The following is a 20959-nucleotide window of genomic DNA, read 5'->3' as shown; positions in this document are numbered from 1 at the left end:
TTGGTGGGACGTCCGGTCTGTCTTGCGGCTGATCCTCTCCTGTAGAGATCATTAGAAAACGCGAGCAATCACCGCAGCTTCAGCGGATCGACCAGTTCAGCAGCGATGGCCATGCCCACCAAGTCCGGCAAGGTATTGGCCTGCATGCGTTTCATCACCCGCGAACGATACAGATCGACGGTTTTCGCACTGACGCCCAGTTGCTCGGCGATCTCACGGGTGGTGTAACCCTGGACCAGCGGCAGCAAAACATCGCGCTCCCGTGGGGTCAGTGTCAGCAAGCGCGCCTGCAAGGCTTCGTGCCCCTGATTGCCCGAGCGATTTGCCGCGCAGTTGCTGAGCGCCTGTTGCACGCTGTCCAGCAGCAATTGCTCGTTGTAGGGCTTCTCGATGAAGTCATGGGCGCCCGCCTTGAAAGCGCGAACGACGATCGGCACGTCCGCGTGCCCGCTGACGAAAATGATCGGCAGGTTCAGCTCACGCGCGCGCATTTCTTCCTGCACGTTCAAACCGCCCATGCCGGGCATGCGAACATCGAGCAGCACGCAGGCATCAAGACTGGCATCACAGGCATTGAGAAACTCCACGCCACTGGTAAACGGTAAGGCTTTGAGCCCTACCGACTCCAACAACCAGACGGTTGAATCGAGCATGCCTTGGTCATCGTCGACCACATACACCACGTGCGCCGTCACACCTGCCATTACATTATTCCTGTTGTTGTTTTGTTGGGCCGGCCAGCGGCAAGCGGCAGCACATCAGCAGCCCGACAGGTTGGCGTCGGGCCTGTAATTCGCCACCGAAACCTTCGATGATGCTGCGGCTCATGGACAAGCCAAGCCCCAGGCCATCGGCCTTGCTGGTATAGAACGGGGTAAATATTTGCTCCAGTTCGGGCTCGCTGACGCCTGGCCCCTGATCTTGCACACTGATTTCCACGGTTGCACCAGCGCCCTGCCCCGCAGCCATCACGATCAGCGAGGGTTGCCCCGGATGTTGTTCGCGGTTGGCATCGATGGCATTTCGCAAGAGATTGAGCAGGACCTGCTCCAGCAGCACTCGGTCGGCATAAATCGGCGGCAGATTATCCGGTAGGCGATCCTCGATTGTCACTTGGCAATTGCTCGCCTCCCAGGCACATAAACGCACGGCCTCGCGGGCGACCTCGGTGAAATTCAAGGCCTGCATGCGGCGTTGCCCCTTGCGCAGAAACGCCCGCAAACGTCTGATCACTTCTGAAGCATGAGTGGCGTGATGGGTAATGCGCTCCAGCCCTTGCGCCACTTTGGCGGCGGCCTGGGGATTGGAATCCAGCGTCTGCAAATAGCGCTGGCTGGCATTGGCGTAATTGACGACCGCCGCCAATGGCTGGTTGATTTCGTGAGCGATGCCCGAGGCCAATTCACCCAGGGTGACCAACCGCGCGGTGTGCGCCAGTTCGTCCTGATGGCGGCGCTGTTGCACTTCACGTAGTTCACGCTCGGTCATGTCCCGCGCCACCAACGAGTAATAGCGCTCGCCGCCGGCCGAACGGTGCGCCAGCAGCACCAGCGATACCGGCACTGAAGTGCCGCCTCCCGGTGGCTGCAATCGCGCGTCGGTGCTCCAGACACCGTCGCGTTCGGCACTGCTCCAGCCATCACGCTGCAGACGTGCCAAGTCGCCGCTGGCGAACAACGTTGCCAGCGCTGGCATCGGTTGTTGCTCGTCGATCCCCAGGATGCGCCGCGCCGCTGGATTGAGGTAAGTGACTTGGCCCTCGGGGTTGATGAACAACACAGGATCAGTGTTGGCCTCGACGACTTCCGCCAGGCGCCGCTTGTTCTCCTCGGCGTGCACCCGGGCGGTAATGTCCCGGGACACGCTGACCACTTCCACCACTGCGCCGGTATAGGTCTCGCGAATCGCCCGGCTGGCGGTTTCAAACCACAGGTAATGCCCATCCCGATGGCGAATCCGATACGTCATCGTGTGATAACCGTCCTGCTCCAGGGCATCCCGCGCGCGCTGTACCAGGCTGGCCAGGTCCTGACCATGGAACAAGCCTTGGGCCATTTGCCCGCGCAACTCCTCCGGCCAGTAGCCGAGCAATGCCCAGGACGCCGGCGAGGCATCGAGAAAGCGCCCGTCCGGTGTGTGTCGGGAAATCAGGTCGGTGGTGTTTTCAATGATCAGCCGGTACAGCCGCCGTGCCGTGGCCGCTTCACGCTCGGCCAGCACTTGTGCCGTGGCATCGCGACACCGGGCGAGCACACGGTTGTCCTGCGGATCGGGGATAAACGTCCAGATCAGGATCTGTGCTTCGAATTGGGCTTCGACCCCTTCGATGGCGCGTTGCTGGTCCAGGCAGGCGCGTACCAGCACCCGGTGATTCACCGGTAAAAAACCCAGCACATCGGTCAGCGGCTTTTCGGCCAGCAACGCCAGCAGCGCCGCGTTGAACTCCAGCGGCCGGCCCTGCGCATCGAGCAACAGACTCGGTTGCGGGTCGTGCCCCAACAGCGGTGAGCCGCGCAGCATGCCATTGACGCTGCTCAGCAGCGTCGTCAGCAAGTCCTGCACCCAACCCAGCCAATCAAGACTCACGCCCTCACACACTTCCACCAGCAACAACCCCGCCTGCCCCGGTTGCAACGCCAGATCAAACACTTGGCCATGGTTGATAGCGGCCCGGCGCAGTCGGCCGGCCAGCCAACAATCGAGTTGACGTACTTGAGCCAGATCCAGCCGCCCCGCTTCGGCCAGCCGATCAAACAGCCGCTGATCGCTGGCCAGCGAAGGGTCGCCCAGCCCCGGAGGAAAATGCTGGGCGGCGCCCTCGTGGCTGTAAATCCGCGCATTGGGTTGCCAACTCAAATAAACCGCCCGGCGCACCTCGGGGCAATCCTGCAGCGCACGGCACAACGCATCGGCCCGGGCGGCCAGAGACACACCCTCGCGCTGCAGGCGCAACCAGCTGTGCAATCGAACGGGAGTCAGGGTCATCACAGGTCCGCTTCGTTGGGGAGGCCAAGGATATACCGGCGTTTGCAGTGTCACTGTATTCATTCAGTCCCGCAAGAATCAAATATAGTACATATCCTATATGACGTAGGTTGTACTTCCATATCAGTGGCTGAATGTTATATAAATCAGGCCGGACATAAAAGGCGACCTCAGCGACTACGCTGCAAGGTCACCTATAGAGCTAACAATCAGCCACCGAGTACCCGTACATGTCGATCTATGAACAAGGGCTAAGCCCTGCGGCTGTCAACCATATTGCCTTGTCTCCGCTCAGCTTCATCGAGCGCACCGCCAGCGTTTACCCACACTATCCCGCCGTCATCCATGGCTCGATTCGCCGCACCTGGGCGCAGACCTACACCCGCTGCCGCCGTCTGGCCTCGGCGCTGGCCGGTCGCGGTATCGGCAAGAACGACACGGTGGCGGTGATGTTGCCCAACATTCCCGAGATGCTCGAAGTGCATTTCGGCGTGCCGATGATTGGCGCGGTGCTCAACCCGCTCAACGTGCGTCTGGATGCCGAAGCCATTGCCTTCATGCTGCAGCATGGCGAAGCCAAGGTGCTGATTACCGACCGTGAGTTCCATGATGTGATTCACGCGGCGATCGGCATGCTGGATCACCCGCCATTGGTCATCGACGTTAATGATCTGGAGTACGGCGAAGGCCAGGCTGTCAGCGATCTGGACTATGAAGCGCTGTTGGCCGAAGGCGATCCTGCCTTCGCCTGGCAGTGGCCCGAGGATGAATGGCAAGCCATCTCGCTGAATTACACCTCCGGCACCACCGGCAACCCCAAAGGCGTGGTTTACCACCATCGCGGTGCCTACCTGAACTCATTGGGCAACCAGATGACCTGGGCCATGGGTAACCATCCGGTGTACCTCTGGACCTTGCCGATGTTCCATTGCAACGGTTGGTGCTACCCGTGGATCATCACCGCCATGGCCGGTGTGCATGTGTTTCTGCGCCGCGTCGATCCACAGAAAATCCTCACGCTGATCCGCGAGCATCAGGTCACCCATCTGTGCGCCGCGCCGATCGTGCTCAATGCCTTGGTCAACATGCCGGAATCGGCTAAAGCAGCGATCGATCATCCGGTGAACGCGATGGTCGCCGGCGCCGCACCGCCGGCCAAAGTGATCGGTGCCGTGGAACAAATGGGCATCAAGGTCACCCACGTCTATGGCCTGACCGAAACCTATGGCCCGGTGACGCTCTGCGCCTGGCACGCCGAATGGGATGAGTTGCCGCTGGACGAACGAGCGCAAATCAAATCCCGTCAAGGCGTGCGCTACCCGACGCTCGAAGGCGTGATGGTCGGCGACTCGAAGACGCTGGAGCCGACCCCGCGAGACGGTCAGACCATCGGTGAAATCTTCATGCGCGGCAACACCGTGATGAAGGGCTACCTGAAGAACCCGACCGCCACGGCCGAAGCGTTCGAAGGCGGCTGGTTCCACACAGGTGACCTGGCGGTGTGTCATCCCAGCGGTTACGTCGAGATCAAGGACCGACTCAAGGACATCATCATTTCCGGCGGTGAGAACATTTCCACCATCGAACTGGAAGGTGTGCTCTATCGCCATCCAGCCGTCATGGAAGCGGCCGTCGTCGCCCGTCCCGATGAGAAATGGGGTGAAACGCCCTGCGCCTTTATCACGTTGAAGGCTGATCACCAGGACGTTCGCGAGGCCGACATCATCAGTTTCTGCCGCGAACACCTGGCCGGTTTCAAAGTGCCGCGCACGGTTGTTTTCACCCTGCTGCCGAAGACTTCAACCGGCAAGATCCAGAAATACGTTTTGCGCGACAGGGCCAAAGCGCTCTAACCGAATCGACGTTGTACCCACCAGGCGGCAGGTGTTTTACCTGCCGCTTCGGGCTCGTGCAGGCTGAATTTGGCCCTGCCCCTGACCTACACACTGATAACAAAAACAATGTGGAGCCACCCATGATCGACATTCATTCAACCGATACCCAACGCTGTGAACGCATTCGGTCCAACCCCAAATTCCTTCAATTGGTGAGCAGCCGTTCGCGCCTGGCCTGGTCGCTGAGTGCTGCCGTGCTCGGCACTTACTACGCGTTCATGCTGGTGGTGGCGTTTGCCCCGCAGTGGCTGCATGCGCCGATCGCCGAGCATCGGATGTTGACCCTGGGCATGCCGGTTGGCGCGGCGATCATCATTTTTTCCTGGCTACTGACCGGTTGGTACGTCTACAGCGCCAATACGCGCTTCGATGCACTGGGCGCCGCCATTCTCGAGGAGAGCAAGTGATGACTCTGTTGCGTAAACTTCTCCTCGCCGCTGCCGGGCTATTGCCGGCCTCCGTTGTGCTGGCTGCACCCGCGCTGGGTGCGGTGGAAAAACAGCCGCTCAACCTGCATGCGATCGGCATGTTCTTCGTCTTCGTACTGAGCACATTGGCCATCACTTGGTGGGCCGCGCGGCAAACCAGATCCACTTCGGACTTCTACACCGCGGGCGGTGGTATCACCGGGTTCCAGAATGGCCTGGCAATTGCCGGTGACTACATGTCCGCCGCTACGCTGCTGGGGCTGTCCAGCCTGGTGTTCGCCAAGGGCTACGATGGCTTCATCTATACCATCGGCTTTTTTGTTGGCTGGCCGATCATCACCTTCCTGATGGCTGAGCGCTTGCGCAACCTGGGGCGCTACACCTTTGCCGACATCGTGTCCTATCGCCTGGACCAGAACAAAGTGCGGATCTTCGCCGCCTTCGGTTCACTGACGGTGGTGTGTTGCTACCTGATCGTGCAGATGGTCGGTGCGGGTCAGTTGATCAAGTTGCTGTTTGGCCTTGACTACCCGGTAGCCGTGGTGATCGTCGGCGCACTGATGCTGGTGTATGTGATTTTCGGCGGCATGATCGCCACCACCTGGGTGCAGATCATCAAGGCCGTGCTACTGCTTGCCGGTGGCACGACCCTGGCGCTCATGGCCATGTCTCAGTTCGGTTTCAGCTACGAAACCCTGGCGAACAAAGCCGTCGATGCCCATGCCAGTGGTTGGAACATCATGGGGCCTGGCTCAATGCTCGCCGACCCGATCAACACCGCTTCGATGTCGCTGGGCCTGGTGTTCGGAATTGCCGGCCTGCCGCACATTCTGATGCGCTTCTTCACTGTGCCTAACGCCAAGGAAGCGCGCAAATCGGTGTTCTACGCCACCGGTTTCATCGGCTTCTTCTTCCTGGTGGTATGCACTCTGGGCTTCGCCGCGATGGTGATCATCGGCACCGACCCGCAGTACTACGTCAATGGTGAAGTCGGCGGCGCCTTGATTGGCGGCGGCAACATGGTTGCCATGCACCTGGCCAAAGCGGTCGGCGGCAACCTGTTCTTCGGTTTCCTCTCGGCCGTGGCCTTCGCCACCATTCTTGCGGTGGTCTCCGGGCTGGCCCTGGCCGGTGCCTCGGCGATATCCCACGACCTCTACGCCACAGTATTCAAGAAAGGCAAAGCCACCCAGAAACAGGAAATGCGCGTGACCCGCATGGCCACTGTCGGCTTAGGCATCATTGCGATTCTGCTGGGCATTCTGTTCGAGAAGATGAACGTCGCGTTCCTGGTGGGCTTGACCTTCGGCATCGCTGCGTCGACCAACTTCCCGGTGCTGATCATGGCGATGTACTGGAAAGGCTTGACCACCAAAGGCGCAATCATCGGCGGTTTCGCCGGGCTGATCTGCGCACTGGTGCTGGTGATCCTCTCGCCAGCGGTCTGGGTCACTGTGCTCGGCCATACACATGCGATCTTCCCGTACGACCACCCGGCGCTGTTCTCCATGCCACTGGCGTTCTTCGTGATCGTCGTGGTGTCGAAACTCGACCGCAGCGTGCGGGCCGACAAGGAGCGTGATGCTTACGCCAACCAGTTTGTTCGCGCCCAGACCGGCCTCGGCGCCGCCAGCGCTTCCAGCCATTGATTGAAAGGGCACGGCCTGCTCAAGCGGCGCCGTGTCCATCGCACAACCTTTTGAGGTTCACGTTATGCCCGAATTCAACGCCCCGCTGCGCGACATGCGCTTTGTGTTGCATGAAGTGTTCGATGCCCCGGCCTTGTGGGCACGCCTGCCGGCCCTGGCCGACAGTGTCGACGCCGCCACCGCCGACGCCATTCTTGAGGAGGCGGCCAAAGTCACCTCGCACCTGATTGCGCCATTGAATCGCAGTGGCGACGAGGAAGGCGCCCAGTGGGCCGACGGCCAAGTCAGCACGCCGTTCGGTTTCAAACAGGCTTATGCCACCTACATCGAAGGTGGCTGGGTGGGCCTGTCCGGCAACGCCGATTTTGGCGGCATGGGCATGCCGAAGATGCTCGCCGTGCAGTTCGAAGAAATGCTTTACGGCGCCAACGCAAGCTTCGCGCTGTATTCGGCATTGAGTTCCGGTGCCTGCCTGGCGCTGGATGCCCACGCCAGTGACACCCTGAAAAACCTCTACCTGCCGCCGATGTACGAAGGCCGCTGGGCCGGTTCCATGTGCCTGACCGAAGCCCACGCCGGCACCGATCTGGGGATTATCCGCACCCGCGCCGAACCCCGGGCCGACGGCAGCTTCAGCATCACCGGCAGCAAGATCTTCATCACCGGTGGTGATCAGGATCTGACCGAAAACATTGTGCATCTGGTGCTGGCCAAACTGCCGGACGCACCGGCGGGGCCCAAAGGCATCTCGCTGTTTGTCGTCCCCAAAGTGCTGGTCAATGCCGACGGTTCCCTCGGTGATGCCAACGCTGTGAGTTGCGGTTCGATCGAACACAAAATGGGCATCAAGGCCTCGGCCACCTGCGTGATGAACTTCGACGGCGCCAGCGGCTGGCTGGTCGGCGAAGCCAACAAAGGCCTGGCGGCGATGTTCACCATGATGAACTACGAGCGCTTGTCCATCGGCATTCAGGGCATTGGCTGCGCCGAAGCGTCCTATCAGAGCGCCGTCGCTTACGCACGTGAACGCATTCAGAGTCGCGCGCCGACCGGTGCTGTTGCTCCGGACAAAGTGGCCGACCCGATCATCGTCCACCCAGATGTGCGCCGCATGCTGCTGAGCATGAAAGCCATGACCGAGGGCGGCCGTGCGTTTGCCAGTTATGTCGGGCAGCAACTGGACCTGGCGAAGTTTTCCGATGACGCCAAGGAACGGGACAGCGCGCAAATCCTGGTGGCGCTGCTCACACCGGTGGCCAAGGCGTTCTTCACCGACACCGGCCTGGAAAGCTGCATCAACGGCCAGCAAGTGTTCGGCGGCCATGGCTACATCCGCGAATGGGGCCAGGAACAATTGGTCCGCGACGTGCGCATCGCGCAGATCTACGAAGGCACCAACGGCATTCAGGCCCAGGACTTGCTGGGACGCAAAGTGCTCGCCGATAAGGGCTCCGCGCTGCGCCAGTTCACCGGCGAGATCCGCCATTTCGCCCATCAGCCCGACGCGCCCTACTCCGCTCAACTGTTCGATGCCGTGCAGCGTCTGGAAGACCTGAGCGACTGGCTGCAGGATCAGGCGACCACCAATCGCAACGAAGTCGGCGCTGCTTCGGTGGAGTATTTGCACCTGTTCGGTTACGTCGCTTATGCCTGGCTTTGGGCGCGCATGGCGCAGGTTGCCAAGCAAAAGCTGCCCGAAGATGCAGGGTTTTATGGCGCGAAAATCGCCACCGCCGACTTCTACATCCACCGCTTGCTGCCGCGCATTTTGAGCCTGGAGCAATCCATCCGCGCGGGCAGTGCCTCCTTGTTTGGCCTGAGCACCGAACAGTTCTAACGATTGAACCCACGCGGCGCCACGCTCCTCTCTTTTTGGCGTTCGCGTTTTTTATTGATAAGCCCTCGCCCACCTGGCGAGGGCCGCGGGACCTGTCTTTCCATAATAAAAACAAAGGGGCTTCACCATGGACCGCAACACCCGCACCCTCGCTACCCGACTATTGCTGGCCGGCGGCGTTATCAGCCTCTCGGCCCCCGCCGCTGCTGACTTTGTCAAAGACAGCAAGGCCAGCCTGGAACTGCGCAACTTCTATTTCAACCGAGATTATCGTCAGACCAACGCGCCGCAATCCAAGCAAGAGGAATGGGCACAGGGTTTCCTGCTGCGCTATGAATCGGGATTCACCGAAGGGTTGATCGGTGTCGGTTTCGATGCCATCGGACTGCTCGGCGTCAAGCTCGATTCCAGCCCCGATCGCGCAGGCTCCGGCCTGCTAAAACGCCATCGCGACACCAGTAAAGGAGCTCAGGACGAGTATGGCGAACTGGGTTTGACGGCCAAAGTGCGGGCCTCCAAAAGCACGCTGAAGCTCGGCACGCTACTGCCGAAACTGCCGACGGTATTGGCCAACGATTCACGGTTGTTGCCACAAACCTTCAAAGGCGGCCAGCTGACGTCGCTGGAAATCGAAGGCCTGACGGTGGATGCCGGGCGACTGACGCAAGTCAATCAGCGCGACTCCTCGGACTACGAGGACATGGGCATCACCCGCACCGGCGCCAAGGGCATCACCACAGGTCATCTCGATAGCGATAGTTTGGATTTCGCCAGCCTGAACTACAAATGGACCAGCAACCTCGCCACCGGCTACAGCTATGGTCATCTCGACAACTTCTACAGCCAGCACTTGGTCAACCTGATCTACGTGTTGCCGGTCACAACCGGCCAGTCGCTGAAGACGGATCTGCGCTTCGCCCGTTCCACGGACGACGGTGGCAGTAATGTCGATAACAATGCCATTGGCGCAATGTTCACCTACAGCCTCGGTGGGCACGCGTTAGGCCTGGGTTATCAAGGCATGAGCGGTGACACCGGCTACGCCTACGTCAACGGCACCGACGCGTTCCTGGTGAACTTCGTGCAGATCGGCGACTTCGCCAACAAGGACGAACAATCCTGGCAGGCGCGTTATGACTACAACTTTGCGGCGATTGGCGTTCCGGGGCTGACCTTCATGACCCGTTACATTACTGGCGACAATATCGATCTGGGCGGCAACCGCCCGCAAGGCGAGGAATGGGAACGTGATACCGACATCGGCTATGTCGTGCAGAGCGGGCCATTAAAGAATGTCGGGGTGAAATGGCGTAACGCGACAGTTCGCTCGACCAACTTTGGCAGCGATCTGGATGAAAACCGCCTGATCGTCAGCTACACCTTGCCGATCTGGTAAGCACCGCAATGATCGTTCCCACGCTCTGCGTGGGACCGATCATCCTCGGCAGTGGGCCAGAGTAGGTTAAGATGCCTGCAAACCAGGCCCGCCGCGAGACGCCCGCATGACTGATACCACCCCACGCCTGATCAAGAAGTACCCCAATCGCCGACTGTATGACACTCATACCAGCAGTCATCTGACGCTGGCGGACATACGCCAGTTGGTGGTCGACAGAATTGCCTTTCAGGTGGTCGATGCCAAGAGCGGCGAGGATCTGACGCGCAGCATCTTGCTGCAAGTGATTCTGGAAGCCGAAAGCGGCGGTGAGCCGATCTTCACCAGCGAGATGCTGATGGGGATTATCCAGTTCTACGGCCCTTATCAGGGCGTACTCGCCAGTTACCTGGACAAAAGCATTCAGACCGTGATCGACATCCAGTCCCAGACCGGTGCGCAATCCTCCGAAGCCTGGAGCACCTTCATGCACCAGCAAGCGCCGGTGATGCAGGACCTGATGCGGCAATATGTCGACCAGTCCAAGGCACTGTACCTGAACACCCAAAACCTGTTCGGCATGTTCGGCGGCAAGCCCGGTGCCGATAACGGAAAGAAAAAAAATGGCGATGGGGAATAAACCCATCGCCATTGGTGCCGCTGATCTAGTGTGACTTACTTATTACCGCTGGTAGCCTTGGTGCTTGCTTCTGGAGCAGCTTTAGTGCCTGCAGCAGTCGCTGCCTCGAAACCACTCTGAGCCACATCGGCAGCCTGTTTTACGGCTTTCTGTGCGCTTTCGAACACAGTACCGGCATTCGCCAGGCCCGACTTGAATGCGGCCACAACAGGCTCGGAGCCGGCCGGTGCATTCTTGCTGATCGTTTCAACGAACTCATGCATCTGCTGGGTGCCCGCTTCGACCTGACTCGAGGTCAATTTGGCGATGTCCGACTGAGTACCCACGATCAGTGCTTGAACCTGACGATTGAACTCGGCCAGGCGTTCGGTTTGCGCACTCGGCTGGGTGAAAGAAGCCTGCAGCTCGGCGAAACCTTGTGGATCACGAACAGCCAGCAGCTTGCGAACACCTTCGAACTGCTCCTCGGTGGAGTCGCGCAGTGCCTTGAACTGCAACTGGCTGAGCTGTTCAACGCTGGCGAAGACTTTGCCGCTGATTTGCTGCAAAAGGTCGAGGTTGGCTTTCTGAGCGGTTTGCAGTTTTTCCGAATTGAAAAAAGACATGCTTGAATCTCCTTGTGCTGGAAGGCCCTGATGAGCCTGAGGACGCGATAGCGATCCGGTCAGTCATCGCGTTAGCCTTGATATTGCAGCGCACAAAACCATTTGGCAACGCCTATTTTTGTGCGGTGCAAAATAAACATTGCTAACGCCCTCCTTATTCGCTGTAGACTCCTGCTCATCGAACGTTCAGCCTAGCCCTCTTTAACTAAAGGGTTCAGATGCGCAGGTTCCTATGCATAGCAGCAGGAGATCACCATGGGTCAGGAAGCACATATTGCGCTGCAAGATGAAGAGCGTAGCGAACCCGCCGGCTTGTTCGAACACCTGAACCATCTGCAACGCCTCAATACCCGCAACGTCCTCGACGCCGTGCAGAAGCGTCAGGCAAAAACCTTCGCGCCTTTAGGCCTTGGGCAACTCAGGCAGCCGACACCGGCTGACTGGCATGAATATTTCACAGACCTTGGCCAACGCAGCGTGCTGTTCTGGGACACCTTGCGTCAGCGCGGTGACAACACCCTGGCCCACGAACGCGCCGGGTATCCGCTGCTGCTCAAGTTCAATCATGAAACGCTGGTCGCTGGTGAAGACCTGCCTCGTGCGGTCAACTATTCGTTGTTGCAAATCCTCGGTGGCCCGGGGCAACAGATCGACAGCAAAAAACAGCCCGTGATCATCATTGATCCCCGCGGCGGTCACGGCTCGGGGATCGGCGGTTTCAAACAGGACTCGGTCATCGGCGAAAGCCTGAGAGCCGGCCATCCCACCTACTTCATCGCCTTCAGTCACTCGCCACGCCCAGGGCAAACCCTTGCCGATATCGCAGACGCCCAGGCACGATTCATCGAGGTCGTCAGCGCCCGGCATCCGGACAGCGCCAAACCTGTCGTCATTGGCAATTGCCAAGCGGGCTGGGCGTTAATGGGCCTGGCGGCCACTCGGCCGGAGTTGCCGGGGCTGATCATCGTCAACGGTGCGCCGTTGTCGTACTGGGCCGGCGTCAATGGCCGCAATCCGATGCGCTACACCGGCGGTTTGCTGGGCGGTGGCTGGATGGCGCGCCTGGGGAGCGATCTCGGTAATGACCGCTTCGACGGCACCTGGCTGGTGAGCAATTTCGAAAACCTGGACCCGGCCAACACCTATTGGGGCAAGTACTACCACCTGTTCAGTGAAGTCGACAGCGAGGCCGCACGCTTTCTGGATTTCGAACGCTGGTGGGGCAGCCCGACCCTGCTCAATAGCGAAGAGATCGAGATGATTGTCGACGACCTGTTCATCGGTAATCAGCTATCCGGTGGCCTGGGGCGCAAGAGCAGCGGGCTCGACCTCAAATTGATCGAAGTGCCAGTGGTGGTGTTCTGCTCCTATGGCGACAACATCACCTCCCCGCAGCAGGCACTGGACTGGATCACCGACGTCTACCCCAGCGATCTCGCATTGCAAAATGCCGGACGCACTATCGTTTACCTGCGACATGCGAGCATCGGACACCTGGGCATCTTCGTGTCCGGTGACGTGGCGCGGCGTGAGCACCGTGAGTTGCTGGGTGCGGTCGATGCGATCAATGCGCTGCCGGCCGGATTGTATGAAATGCTGATCGACGACCTGCCGGAGCACTCGGCGACGCCGTATACCGTGCGTTTCGAGCCCCGGCGTATCGCCGACATTCATGGCCAGGTGCAGCCGCCCCGTGATGACGATCGCGAATTCGCGCTGGTGCAGCGCGCGTCCGCCATCAACAACAGCGTGTACGACGAATTCATCCGCCCGTGGTTGCGCCAGCTGATCAACGAACCGAGCGCCGAAATGCTGCGCCGCGCGCACCCTTTCCATCAGCAGCAAGTGGCCTGGAGCAGTTTGAACCCGGCGCTGTGGTGGCTGACTGGCAGTGCCGCCCAAGTGAGCAAGGATCGTCATCCCGCCAGCCAGAACAACCCGTTACTGGTCTGGCAGGAACTGTTTTCCAACCAGGTGCAGGACGCCTTGAACGGCTATCGGGACCTGCGTGATGCAGCTCACGAAATGTGTTTCTACGGCGTGTATGGCGTACTCAATAGCCTCGCCGGCAATGCACCCGGGCGAAATCTGCAGGAACACGCCGAGCAGCACGACCAGCTTTTGATCGAGCGTCTGCAGGATGCCCTGCCCCTTGGCGGTCTGATGGAAGCCTTGATACGGATCCTGTTCCTGCTGGGCCGCGACAGCGACGAACCGGGCAAGGAAAGCGTCGAGAAATTGATCCTGCAACTGCAGGTGCTGCTCCAGGACTACAGTGCCAAGCCGCTTGATCTGCGCGAAACCCTGCGCCTGCAAAAACTGCTGGTCGCCACCCACCCGCAAGAAAGCCTGCACAGCCTGCCCTTAATGCTGGTTGAGGCCCAAGAGCGCCAACAAGTGCTGGCGGCCGTCGCCAATTTGCTGCCCGAACTGCTGACTAGCGGTGCAAACAACCCATGCTGGTGTGAGCTGCACAGGCTACTCGACGTACCGCTGCCAGATTTCAGCCTGACCCAACCACCCGGTGCAGCCGATGCCATCGAAGTGAAAGCCCCGGCGATCACTTCAGAGCCGATCAAACAAGCCATCCCGGTGGTCATCCCTGAGCCGATCAAGCAGAAAATCCCCGCAGTGACCCCTGACCCCATCGCCAAGATGGCGAGTCCGGTGCGCAAACCTGCCAAGGGCAAGAAAGCCGTAAAAAAACCTCCGATAAAATAACGTTGAACACTGACGGAAGGCCTTGTCAGACCTGCGCCGCTTCCTCGATTGCCAATGATTCATCGGTCCGATACTGACCGGGTGTCATGCCAAACCAGCGGCTACAGGCTTTGTTAAAGCTGCTGTGATCATGAAAACCAAGGAGATACGCGACATGCTTCATGTTGAAGTGAGAATGGCGCAGGTAGAAGTCGGCCAATTGCCGGCGCACAGCGTTCTGCACGTCCTTGAATTGCGTCCCTTCCTTTTCCAGCGCGCGTTGCAGCGTGCGCTTGCTAACGTTCAATGCCGCCGCGATCGACTCCATATCGCATTGCCTCTGGCCCTGACTCAAGCGCTCGGTAATCAGCGCGCGAATCCTGCCGACTATGCAAAAACCAAACAGCAGATCCAGTTGTGCCTCGGCAAAACTGTCATGCAGCACCGCCAGCGTTTCGTTGGCCATGCTCAACGGACGCAGCAGCTCCTGCCTATCAAACAAAATGCTGTCGTAAGCCGCGTCGAAACGCAGGTCGCAGCCAAACAACCGTCGATGCTCGGAGGTGTCTTCAGGTTCGGGATAGGTGAACTCCACACTCAAGGGTTGCGGTGAGTTACCGCCCGCCAGCTTACGGCAGAAGCCCAGCAACGAAGTCAGCGCTGCATCGGTGTATTGGCGAGGTTTGACCGAACCTTTTTGGTGATGATCGAGGCCGGAAAGTCGGTAACTCTGCGGTTCCGATGTAAAGAAAAGGCTGAATCCGGTGCCAATCAACGGACTGAAACGGACCAGGCGCTCAAGGGCTTTTTTCAGATTCAGACTGGACATCATGGTGTAGCCGACGATCTGAAAGCTACCGGGGTGGAAACTTCCATAGGCCTTCAAGCCGATGTCCGGATCGCCCGAGGCCTGAGCGGCCAGATCCCATAATCGATAAATCGCCCTTCGCTCGCAAAACGCTCCTGGTTTGCTCGCAAGCTTCATGTCTAGTCCAGCCTCCCGACACAGACTGGCAACATCCAGTCCTTGAGCCGAGAGCGTATTTACCAGCACGCTGGCATAGCCAGAACTCATTCTATACATGGCGTCCTCAATGACCTGTGGAACCGAACATCCTGTCCGCAGCCATAACTGATCTGCGATGAATCAAAGACTAATGGGTTCTTCAGTTGCCAATATTGATCCCAGTATAGGTAACCAGCGTTTTTCGCCACCCGTCATTAACCTAGGCATGGCGCCGTTGGACACCAGACAGTCACATCTCAACACTTCCGCGCATCCGGCCAATACCGAACAATCCCCCCATCTTGCAACGCAAAACAAAGAAAGGAAGGGATTGTATGAAGTCGCTTGGTCGTATTGCGTTGGTCACGGGTGGTATGGGTGGGATTGGCACTGCGATAAGCCAACGCCTGTACAAGGAAGGATTCAAGGTCATCGTCGGCTGCAGCTCGGATTCCTCCCGCAAGAAGGAATGGATAGCGACCCAACTGGCGGCGGGTTATCAGTTCGAATGCATCTTCGGCGACATCACCGATTGGGAATCGACCCGCAAGGCCTTCGAGATGGCACGAGAGCAATTCGGCCCGATCGATGTGCTGGTCAATAACGCCGGCATCACTCGAGATGCCTCCTTTCGCAAACTCACTCCAGAAGACTGGAACGCGGTGATCGGGACCAACCTCAGCGGCCTGTTCAACACCACCAAACAGGTGATTGAAGGCATGTTGGCCAAGGGCTGGGGTCGGGTCATCAATATCTCGTCGATCAACGGTCAGCGCGGCCAGTTCGGCCAGACCAATTACAGCGCGGCCAAAGCCGGCATCCATGGCTTCACCATGGCACTGGCCCGGGAGGTCTCGGGCAAAGGCGTGACCGTCAATACCGTATCGCCCGGCTACATCCAGACCAGCATGACCGCGGCCATCCGCCCGGACATTCTCGAGACCATGATCGCAGCCACACCGGTCGGGCGCCTTGGCCAACCCGAAGAAATCGCTTCGATCGTCGCCTGGCTGGCGTCCGATGAATCGGCCTACAGCACTGGTGCCGACTTCTCGGTCAACGGCGGCATGAACATGCAGTAAGCCTGTCAGGGCATCGATGCCCTGCTCCCGCTCGACAGAATCCTAATGAGGTCATGCATGAACGAAGTCGTAATCGTTGCCGCTACTCGCACCGCCATTGGCAGTTTTCAAGGCTCACTGTCCGCCATTCCAGCCACCGAATTGGGTGCAGCGGTGATTCGTCGCCTGCTCGAACAGACCGGGATCGACGCGGCACAGATTGATGAAGTCATCCTCGGCCAGGTGCTGACTGCAGGCTCCGGGCAAAATCCGGCACGGCAGACCGCGATCAAGGCCGGCTTGCCCGATACCACCCCAGCCCTGACCCTGAACAAAGTCTGCGGTTCAGGCCTCAAGGCGGTCCAGCTTGCGGTCCAGGCGATCCGTTGCGGCGACGCCGAACTGGTGATTGCCGGCGGTCAGGAAAACATGAGCCTGGCGCCCTATGTTCTGCCCAAGGCGCGCACTGGCCTGCGTCTGGGACATGCGCAACTGCAAGACAGCGTGATTCAGGATGGTTTGTGGGATGCCTTCAACGACTACCACATGGGCATCACTGCCGAGAATCTGGCGAATCAATACAGCATCAGTCGTGAAGATCAGGATGCTTTCGCCGCGACCTCGCAACAGAAAGCCGCCGCGGCCATCGAGGCGGGTTACTTCAAGGGTGAAATCACCCCGATCCTGATTCCCCAGCGCAAGGGCGAGCCGTTGGTCTTCGACACCGATGAACAGCCGCGTCCGGACAGCACGCTGCAGGCACTGGGCAACCTCAAACCCGCGTTCCAGAAAAACGGCAGCGTAACCGCGGGCAACTCGTCGACCCTCAATGACGGCGCCGCCGTGTTGATGCTGGCCAGCGCCGCCAAGGCCCTGGCTCTGGGCTTGCCGGTACTTGCGCGCATCAAGGCGTATGCCAGCGCCGGGGTAGACCCGTCGATCATGGGTATCGGCCCGGTGCCCGCTACCCGTCTGGTCTTGACGAAAGCCGGCTGGAGCCTGGACGACCTGGACCTGATCGAGGCCAACGAAGCGTTCGCCGCGCAGTCACTGGCCGTTGGCAAGGAACTGGGCTGGGACATGAACAAGGTCAATGTCAACGGTGGCGCCATTGCCCTCGGTCATCCGATCGGCGCATCAGGCGCGCGGATTCTGGTGTCGCTGGTACATGAACTGATCCGTCGCGATGGCAAAAAGGGTCTGGCCACCTTGTGCATCGGTGGCGGCCAGGGCGTTAGCCTGGTCATCGAGCGTTAGACACACAGGCTGAGTTGTCAGACGCGGCGCCGACGTCCGGCGCCGCGTTTTTTTCCGTCCGGTTTATTCATATGGGCAAGGAGTTCCATGGACAACGCGCATACCTTAAACACACTCTGGTCGGGCCAGGTTCCGTTCATTGCTACCTTTGCAGTGCAACAATTAAGGTTCTGGGTCAGCACCAATCCCTGGTTTACCGGGCAGGACTACAACGCCTGGTTCGAGCTGCCACGCGAAACCCTGGACAGCCTCCAATCGGACTACCAGCAACAATGGTGTGAACTCGGCCAGCGTCTGTTGACCGGCCAGCCCTTCAGCTTCGAAGATCGACGTTTCGCCAGCGGCAACTGGAGCCAGCCTCTGTTCGGTTCCCTCGCGGCGTTTTATCTGCTCAATGCCGGCTTTCTGCTGAAGCTGCTCGATCAGCTGCCGATCGACGGCAAGAAACCGCGTCAACGTTTGCTCTATCTGGCGGAGCAAGCCATCGCCGCCGCCGCGCCGAGCAATTTTCTGGCCAGTAACCCCGATGCGCTGCAACGGGTCGTTGAAACCCAAGGAAGCAGCCTGCTCACAGGCCTGATGCACCTGGCCAGCGACCTGCAGGAAGGCAAGATGCGCCAGTGCGACGCCGGCGCGTTCAAAGTGGGTGTCGACCTGGCAAACACCCCCGGCGAAGTGGTCTTCGAGAACGAACTCTTCCAGCTCATCCAGTACTATCCGCAAAGCGAAACCCAGTACCGGCGCCCGGTGTTTATCGTTCCGCCATCGATCAACAAGTACTATATCCTCGACCTTCGACCCGACAATTCGATGGTTCGCCACCTGTTGCAGCAAGGCCACCCGGTGTTTCTGATGTCGTGGCGCAACTTCGACCAGGAACATGCCGGCACCACCTGGGATGACCTGATTGAAACCGGGATTATCAAAGGCCTGCAGCTGACCCGTGAAATCAGCGGCGAGCAACGGCCCAACTGCGTGGGTTTCTGCATTGGTGGCACGTTGTTGAGCTCGGCGCTGGCCGTATTGGCGGCCCGTGGCGACAAAGAGATCGCCAGCGTGAGCCTGCTGACCACCTTCCTCGACTACTTCGATACCGGCCCCATCGACATCTTCGTCGACGAGCAATTAGTGGCTTATCGCGAGCGCACTATCGGCGGCCACAATGGTCCCATCGGCCTGTTCAAGGGCGAGGACATGGGCAATACATTCTCGTTGCTGCGCCCCAATGACTTGTGGTGGAACTACAACGTCGACAAATACCTCAAGGGGCAGAAATCGATACCCCTTGACCTGCTGTTCTGGAACAACGACAGCACCAACCTGCCCGGGCCGATGTACTGCTGGTACCTGCGCCATACCTATCTGCAGAACGATCTGAAATCCGGCGAGCTGGATTGCTGCGGGGTCAAGCTGGACCTGCGCGCCATCGACGCCCCGGCATACATCCTCGCCACCCATGACGATCACATCGTTCCATGGAAAAGCGCTTACGCCAGCACCGAGCTACTGTCTGGAACCAAGCGTTTTGTGCTCGGCGCCTCAGGGCATATCGCGGGGGTGATCAACCCACCGGCCAAGGAAAAACGCCATTACTGGACCAACAATCGCGTCACCAAAAACCCTGAAACCTGGTTCAAGAATGCCCAGCAGCACCCAGGTAGCTGGTGGAACGACTGGTTCGTCTGGCTGGCCGAACACGCCGGGGAACGCCAGCCTTCAGTGCTGAGCACCGGGAACGCGCAACACCCGGCACTTGAGTCGGCGCCGGGGCGTTATGTGATGCAATGAGAGGAGCCAGTCCGGGCAGCCAGGCTCAGGGGAAATGAATTTCTCGGGCTGGACGCTTCAGAACGCCGGTTTACTGCTTTGTCCGCCCCGGAATGGCGATACGACTGGTCGTTTTGACTTCACGCAACGCAAGACTTGACTGGATAGAGGCGATACCGAGTTGTCGCCTCAATACGCTCTCGACAAAGTCGCTGTAGCTATCAAGATCCTGAGCCAACACTTGCAAAAGGTAATCGGCATCCCCGGTTATCTTGTGGCAAGACAAGACCTCCGGGAGCTGCATGATGACGGCTTCAAAGGCTTCGGGGGTATGATCGGTGTGCGTGGCAAAGCGGATATGCACGAACGCCATGATGTCCAGCCCCAGCTTGCGCCGATCCAGGTTTGCCTGGTAATCCTTGATCACTCCCTCCTCTTCCAGTCTCTTGCGCCGCCTCCAGCATGGAGTAAGGCTTAACGACAGGCGCTCACTCAACTCGGCGTTGGAAATGCTGGCGTCCTCCTGCAACAAGGCAAGGATGGAAAGGTCGGTATCGTCAAGCAATGCGCGATGGGTATTTTTTTTCTGCATGGTGCCATCCACGGGAAAATAATCCCGATTACGCTAGCAGAGCGAGAACAAAAAGCAAAGAAAGTGCATCCGTACCAGAACAAACTATTGGCACTGGACCACCACGACGGATGCGTATAAATGCTTACAGTTTTCAGCGATTCCCATCGCTTGCACCATGGGACCGAATTAAAGGACGGCGTTCTCAAACCTTCTTTCGAACAACCAAGCCGAGCGGATACCGTTCGCGACCGAGTCCAGCATGTTGGGCTCGGCGATATCATCGTCCCGCGAACGTTTGACCGGGCGTGCTACGTCAATGCACACAGTGAGCGCTATGTCTCCTTTCTGGAAACCGCGTGGTCCGAATGGACGGCAACCGGTCGGGAGCATGACGCCCTTCCCCTGGTCTGGCCGGTACGCGACTTGTCCAATGAACACGTCCCCTCGTTCATTGATGGCAAGCTCGGTTTCTTTGCCATGGATGCCGGCTCGCCGATCACCGCGACCACCTGGGAAGCCGTCAAAACCAGCGCGGACATTGCACTCACTGGACTGTCGTTAATCAACGAAGGCCACAACAGCGCCTTTGCCCTGTGTCGTCCACCCGGACACCACGCTGCTCGTGAATACATGGGAGGCTACTGCTACCTGAATAACGCGGCCATCGCCGCGCAACATGCACTGACTCAAGGTGCTAAACGTGTCGCGGTGCTGGACGTCGACTTCCATCATGGCAACGGCACACAGAACATTTTCTACGATCGCAACGATGTGATGTTTGCCTCCCTGCATGGAGATCCGTCGGTTTCCTATCCTTATTACTCGGGTTTCAGTTCCGAGTGTGGAGCAGGTGCCGGTGACGGTTATAACCTGAACTACCCGTTGCCGAAAAACACCACCTGGCATAGTTATCAAAACGCCCTGATCCACGCTTGCAAAAAACTTCGTAACTTCTCGCCTGAACTCTTAGTGATTTCCCTGGGCGTCGATACGTTCAAGGACGATCCGATCAGCCACTTTCTTCTGGAAAGCCAGGACTTCTTTGGCATGGGTGAAATCATCGCCACTGTCGGCGCACCGACACTATTCGTCATGGAAGGCGGTTATATGGTCGATGAAATCGGCATCAATGCGGTCAATGTACTTCATGGGTATGAGAGCAAACAATTCTAAGTTTCGG

General features: G+C 58.9%; 16 protein-coding genes. 11 read left to right on the top strand and 5 right to left on the bottom strand.

Going from position 1 to position 20959, the window contains the following annotated elements; all coding sequences use genetic code 11:
* Nucleotides 1-68: 68 nt before the first annotated feature.
* The gene (locus tag CKW20_RS17060; protein ID WP_095053974.1) at nt 69-704 is read right to left on the bottom strand and encodes a response regulator transcription factor; all 636 of its coding nucleotides are present in this window, start codon (nt 702-704) and stop codon (nt 69-71) included.
* A gap of 4 nt (nt 705-708) precedes the next feature.
* Nucleotides 709-2985, bottom strand: coding sequence for a PAS domain S-box protein (locus CKW20_RS17055; RefSeq protein ID WP_095053973.1), 2277 nt, complete (start codon nt 2983-2985; stop codon nt 709-711).
* Between the two features lie 230 nt (nt 2986-3215).
* Between CKW20_RS17055 and CKW20_RS17050 the strand changes: the two genes are divergently transcribed.
* The 6 genes from CKW20_RS17050 to phaR all read left to right on the top strand — a co-directional run bounded on the left by CKW20_RS17050 (nt 3216) and on the right by phaR (nt 10809).
* Nucleotides 3216-4838 carry an acyl-CoA synthetase gene (locus CKW20_RS17050; RefSeq protein WP_095053972.1) on the top strand — a complete coding sequence of 541 codons (1623 nt, stop codon included), beginning with the start codon at nt 3216-3218 and terminating at the stop codon, nt 4836-4838.
* A gap of 122 nt (nt 4839-4960) precedes the next feature.
* The gene (locus tag CKW20_RS17045; protein WP_048393398.1) at nt 4961-5287 is read left to right on the top strand and encodes a DUF485 domain-containing protein; all 327 of its coding nucleotides are present in this window, start codon (nt 4961-4963) and stop codon (nt 5285-5287) included.
* Nucleotides 5287-6957: a cation acetate symporter gene (locus CKW20_RS17040; RefSeq protein ID WP_095053971.1), complete on the top strand. Its 1671-nt coding sequence runs from the start codon at nt 5287-5289 to the stop codon at nt 6955-6957. Before CKW20_RS17045 ends, CKW20_RS17040 begins: the two co-directional genes overlap by 1 nt.
* Before the next feature lie 64 nt (nt 6958-7021).
* On the top strand, nt 7022-8794 hold the full coding sequence (locus CKW20_RS17035) for an acyl-CoA dehydrogenase C-terminal domain-containing protein (RefSeq protein WP_095053970.1): 1773 nt from the start codon (nt 7022-7024) through the stop codon (nt 8792-8794).
* Nucleotides 8795-8921: 127 nt separating this feature from the next.
* Nucleotides 8922-10190, top strand: a complete 1269-nt coding sequence (locus CKW20_RS17030; protein ID WP_095053969.1) for an OprD family porin — start codon at nt 8922-8924, stop codon at nt 10188-10190.
* Between the two features lie 106 nt (nt 10191-10296).
* Nucleotides 10297-10809, top strand: a complete 513-nt coding sequence (gene phaR / locus CKW20_RS17025) for a polyhydroxyalkanoate synthesis repressor PhaR (RefSeq protein ID WP_095053968.1) — start codon at nt 10297-10299, stop codon at nt 10807-10809.
* Nucleotides 10810-10844: 35 nt separating this feature from the next.
* Here the strand turns inward: phaR and phaP are convergent, their stop codons facing one another.
* On the bottom strand, nt 10845-11414 hold the full coding sequence (gene phaP / locus CKW20_RS17020) for a TIGR01841 family phasin (protein ID WP_095053967.1): 570 nt from the start codon (nt 11412-11414) through the stop codon (nt 10845-10847).
* 255 nt (nt 11415-11669) lie between these two features.
* Between phaP and CKW20_RS17015 the strand changes: the two genes are divergently transcribed.
* Entirely contained in the window at nt 11670-14135 is a 2466-nt protein-coding gene (locus CKW20_RS17015; protein WP_095053966.1) for a DUF3141 domain-containing protein, read from the top strand.
* A 25-nt stretch (nt 14136-14160) separates the two neighbouring features.
* Here CKW20_RS17015 and CKW20_RS17010 read toward each other — a convergent pair whose 3' ends face one another.
* Complete coding sequence (locus tag CKW20_RS17010) at nt 14161-15198, bottom strand: AraC family transcriptional regulator (RefSeq protein ID WP_095053965.1); 1038 nt, start codon at nt 15196-15198, stop codon at nt 14161-14163.
* A gap of 257 nt (nt 15199-15455) precedes the next feature.
* Between CKW20_RS17010 and phbB the strand changes: the two genes are divergently transcribed.
* From phbB to phaC, 3 genes are all read left to right on the top strand, one after another.
* The gene (phbB, locus tag CKW20_RS17005) at nt 15456-16202 is read left to right on the top strand and encodes an acetoacetyl-CoA reductase (RefSeq protein WP_095053964.1); all 747 of its coding nucleotides are present in this window, start codon (nt 15456-15458) and stop codon (nt 16200-16202) included.
* Between the two features lie 57 nt (nt 16203-16259).
* Entirely contained in the window at nt 16260-17438 is a 1179-nt protein-coding gene (locus tag CKW20_RS17000) for an acetyl-CoA C-acetyltransferase (protein ID WP_095053963.1), read from the top strand.
* Between the two features lie 87 nt (nt 17439-17525).
* Nucleotides 17526-19226: a class I poly(R)-hydroxyalkanoic acid synthase gene (gene phaC, locus CKW20_RS16995; protein WP_095053962.1), complete on the top strand. Its 1701-nt coding sequence runs from the start codon at nt 17526-17528 to the stop codon at nt 19224-19226.
* A gap of 70 nt (nt 19227-19296) precedes the next feature.
* On the opposite strand, the gene CKW20_RS16990 is transcribed toward phaC, so the two are convergent.
* Entirely contained in the window at nt 19297-19797 is a 501-nt protein-coding gene (locus CKW20_RS16990; RefSeq protein ID WP_052963513.1) for an Lrp/AsnC family transcriptional regulator, read from the bottom strand.
* A gap of 120 nt (nt 19798-19917) precedes the next feature.
* Between CKW20_RS16990 and CKW20_RS16985 the strand changes: the two genes are divergently transcribed.
* Nucleotides 19918-20952: a histone deacetylase family protein gene (locus tag CKW20_RS16985; protein ID WP_095053961.1), complete on the top strand. Its 1035-nt coding sequence runs from the start codon at nt 19918-19920 to the stop codon at nt 20950-20952.
* Nucleotides 20953-20959 lie beyond the last annotated feature (7 nt).

Origin of the sequence: Pseudomonas sp. Irchel s3b2, assembly GCF_900187445.1 — a bacterium.
Classification (GTDB): Bacteria; Pseudomonadota; Gammaproteobacteria; order Pseudomonadales; family Pseudomonadaceae; genus Aquipseudomonas.
The sequence above is the reverse complement of the archived record's forward strand: the minus strand, read 5'-3'. Positions and strand labels throughout refer to the sequence as shown.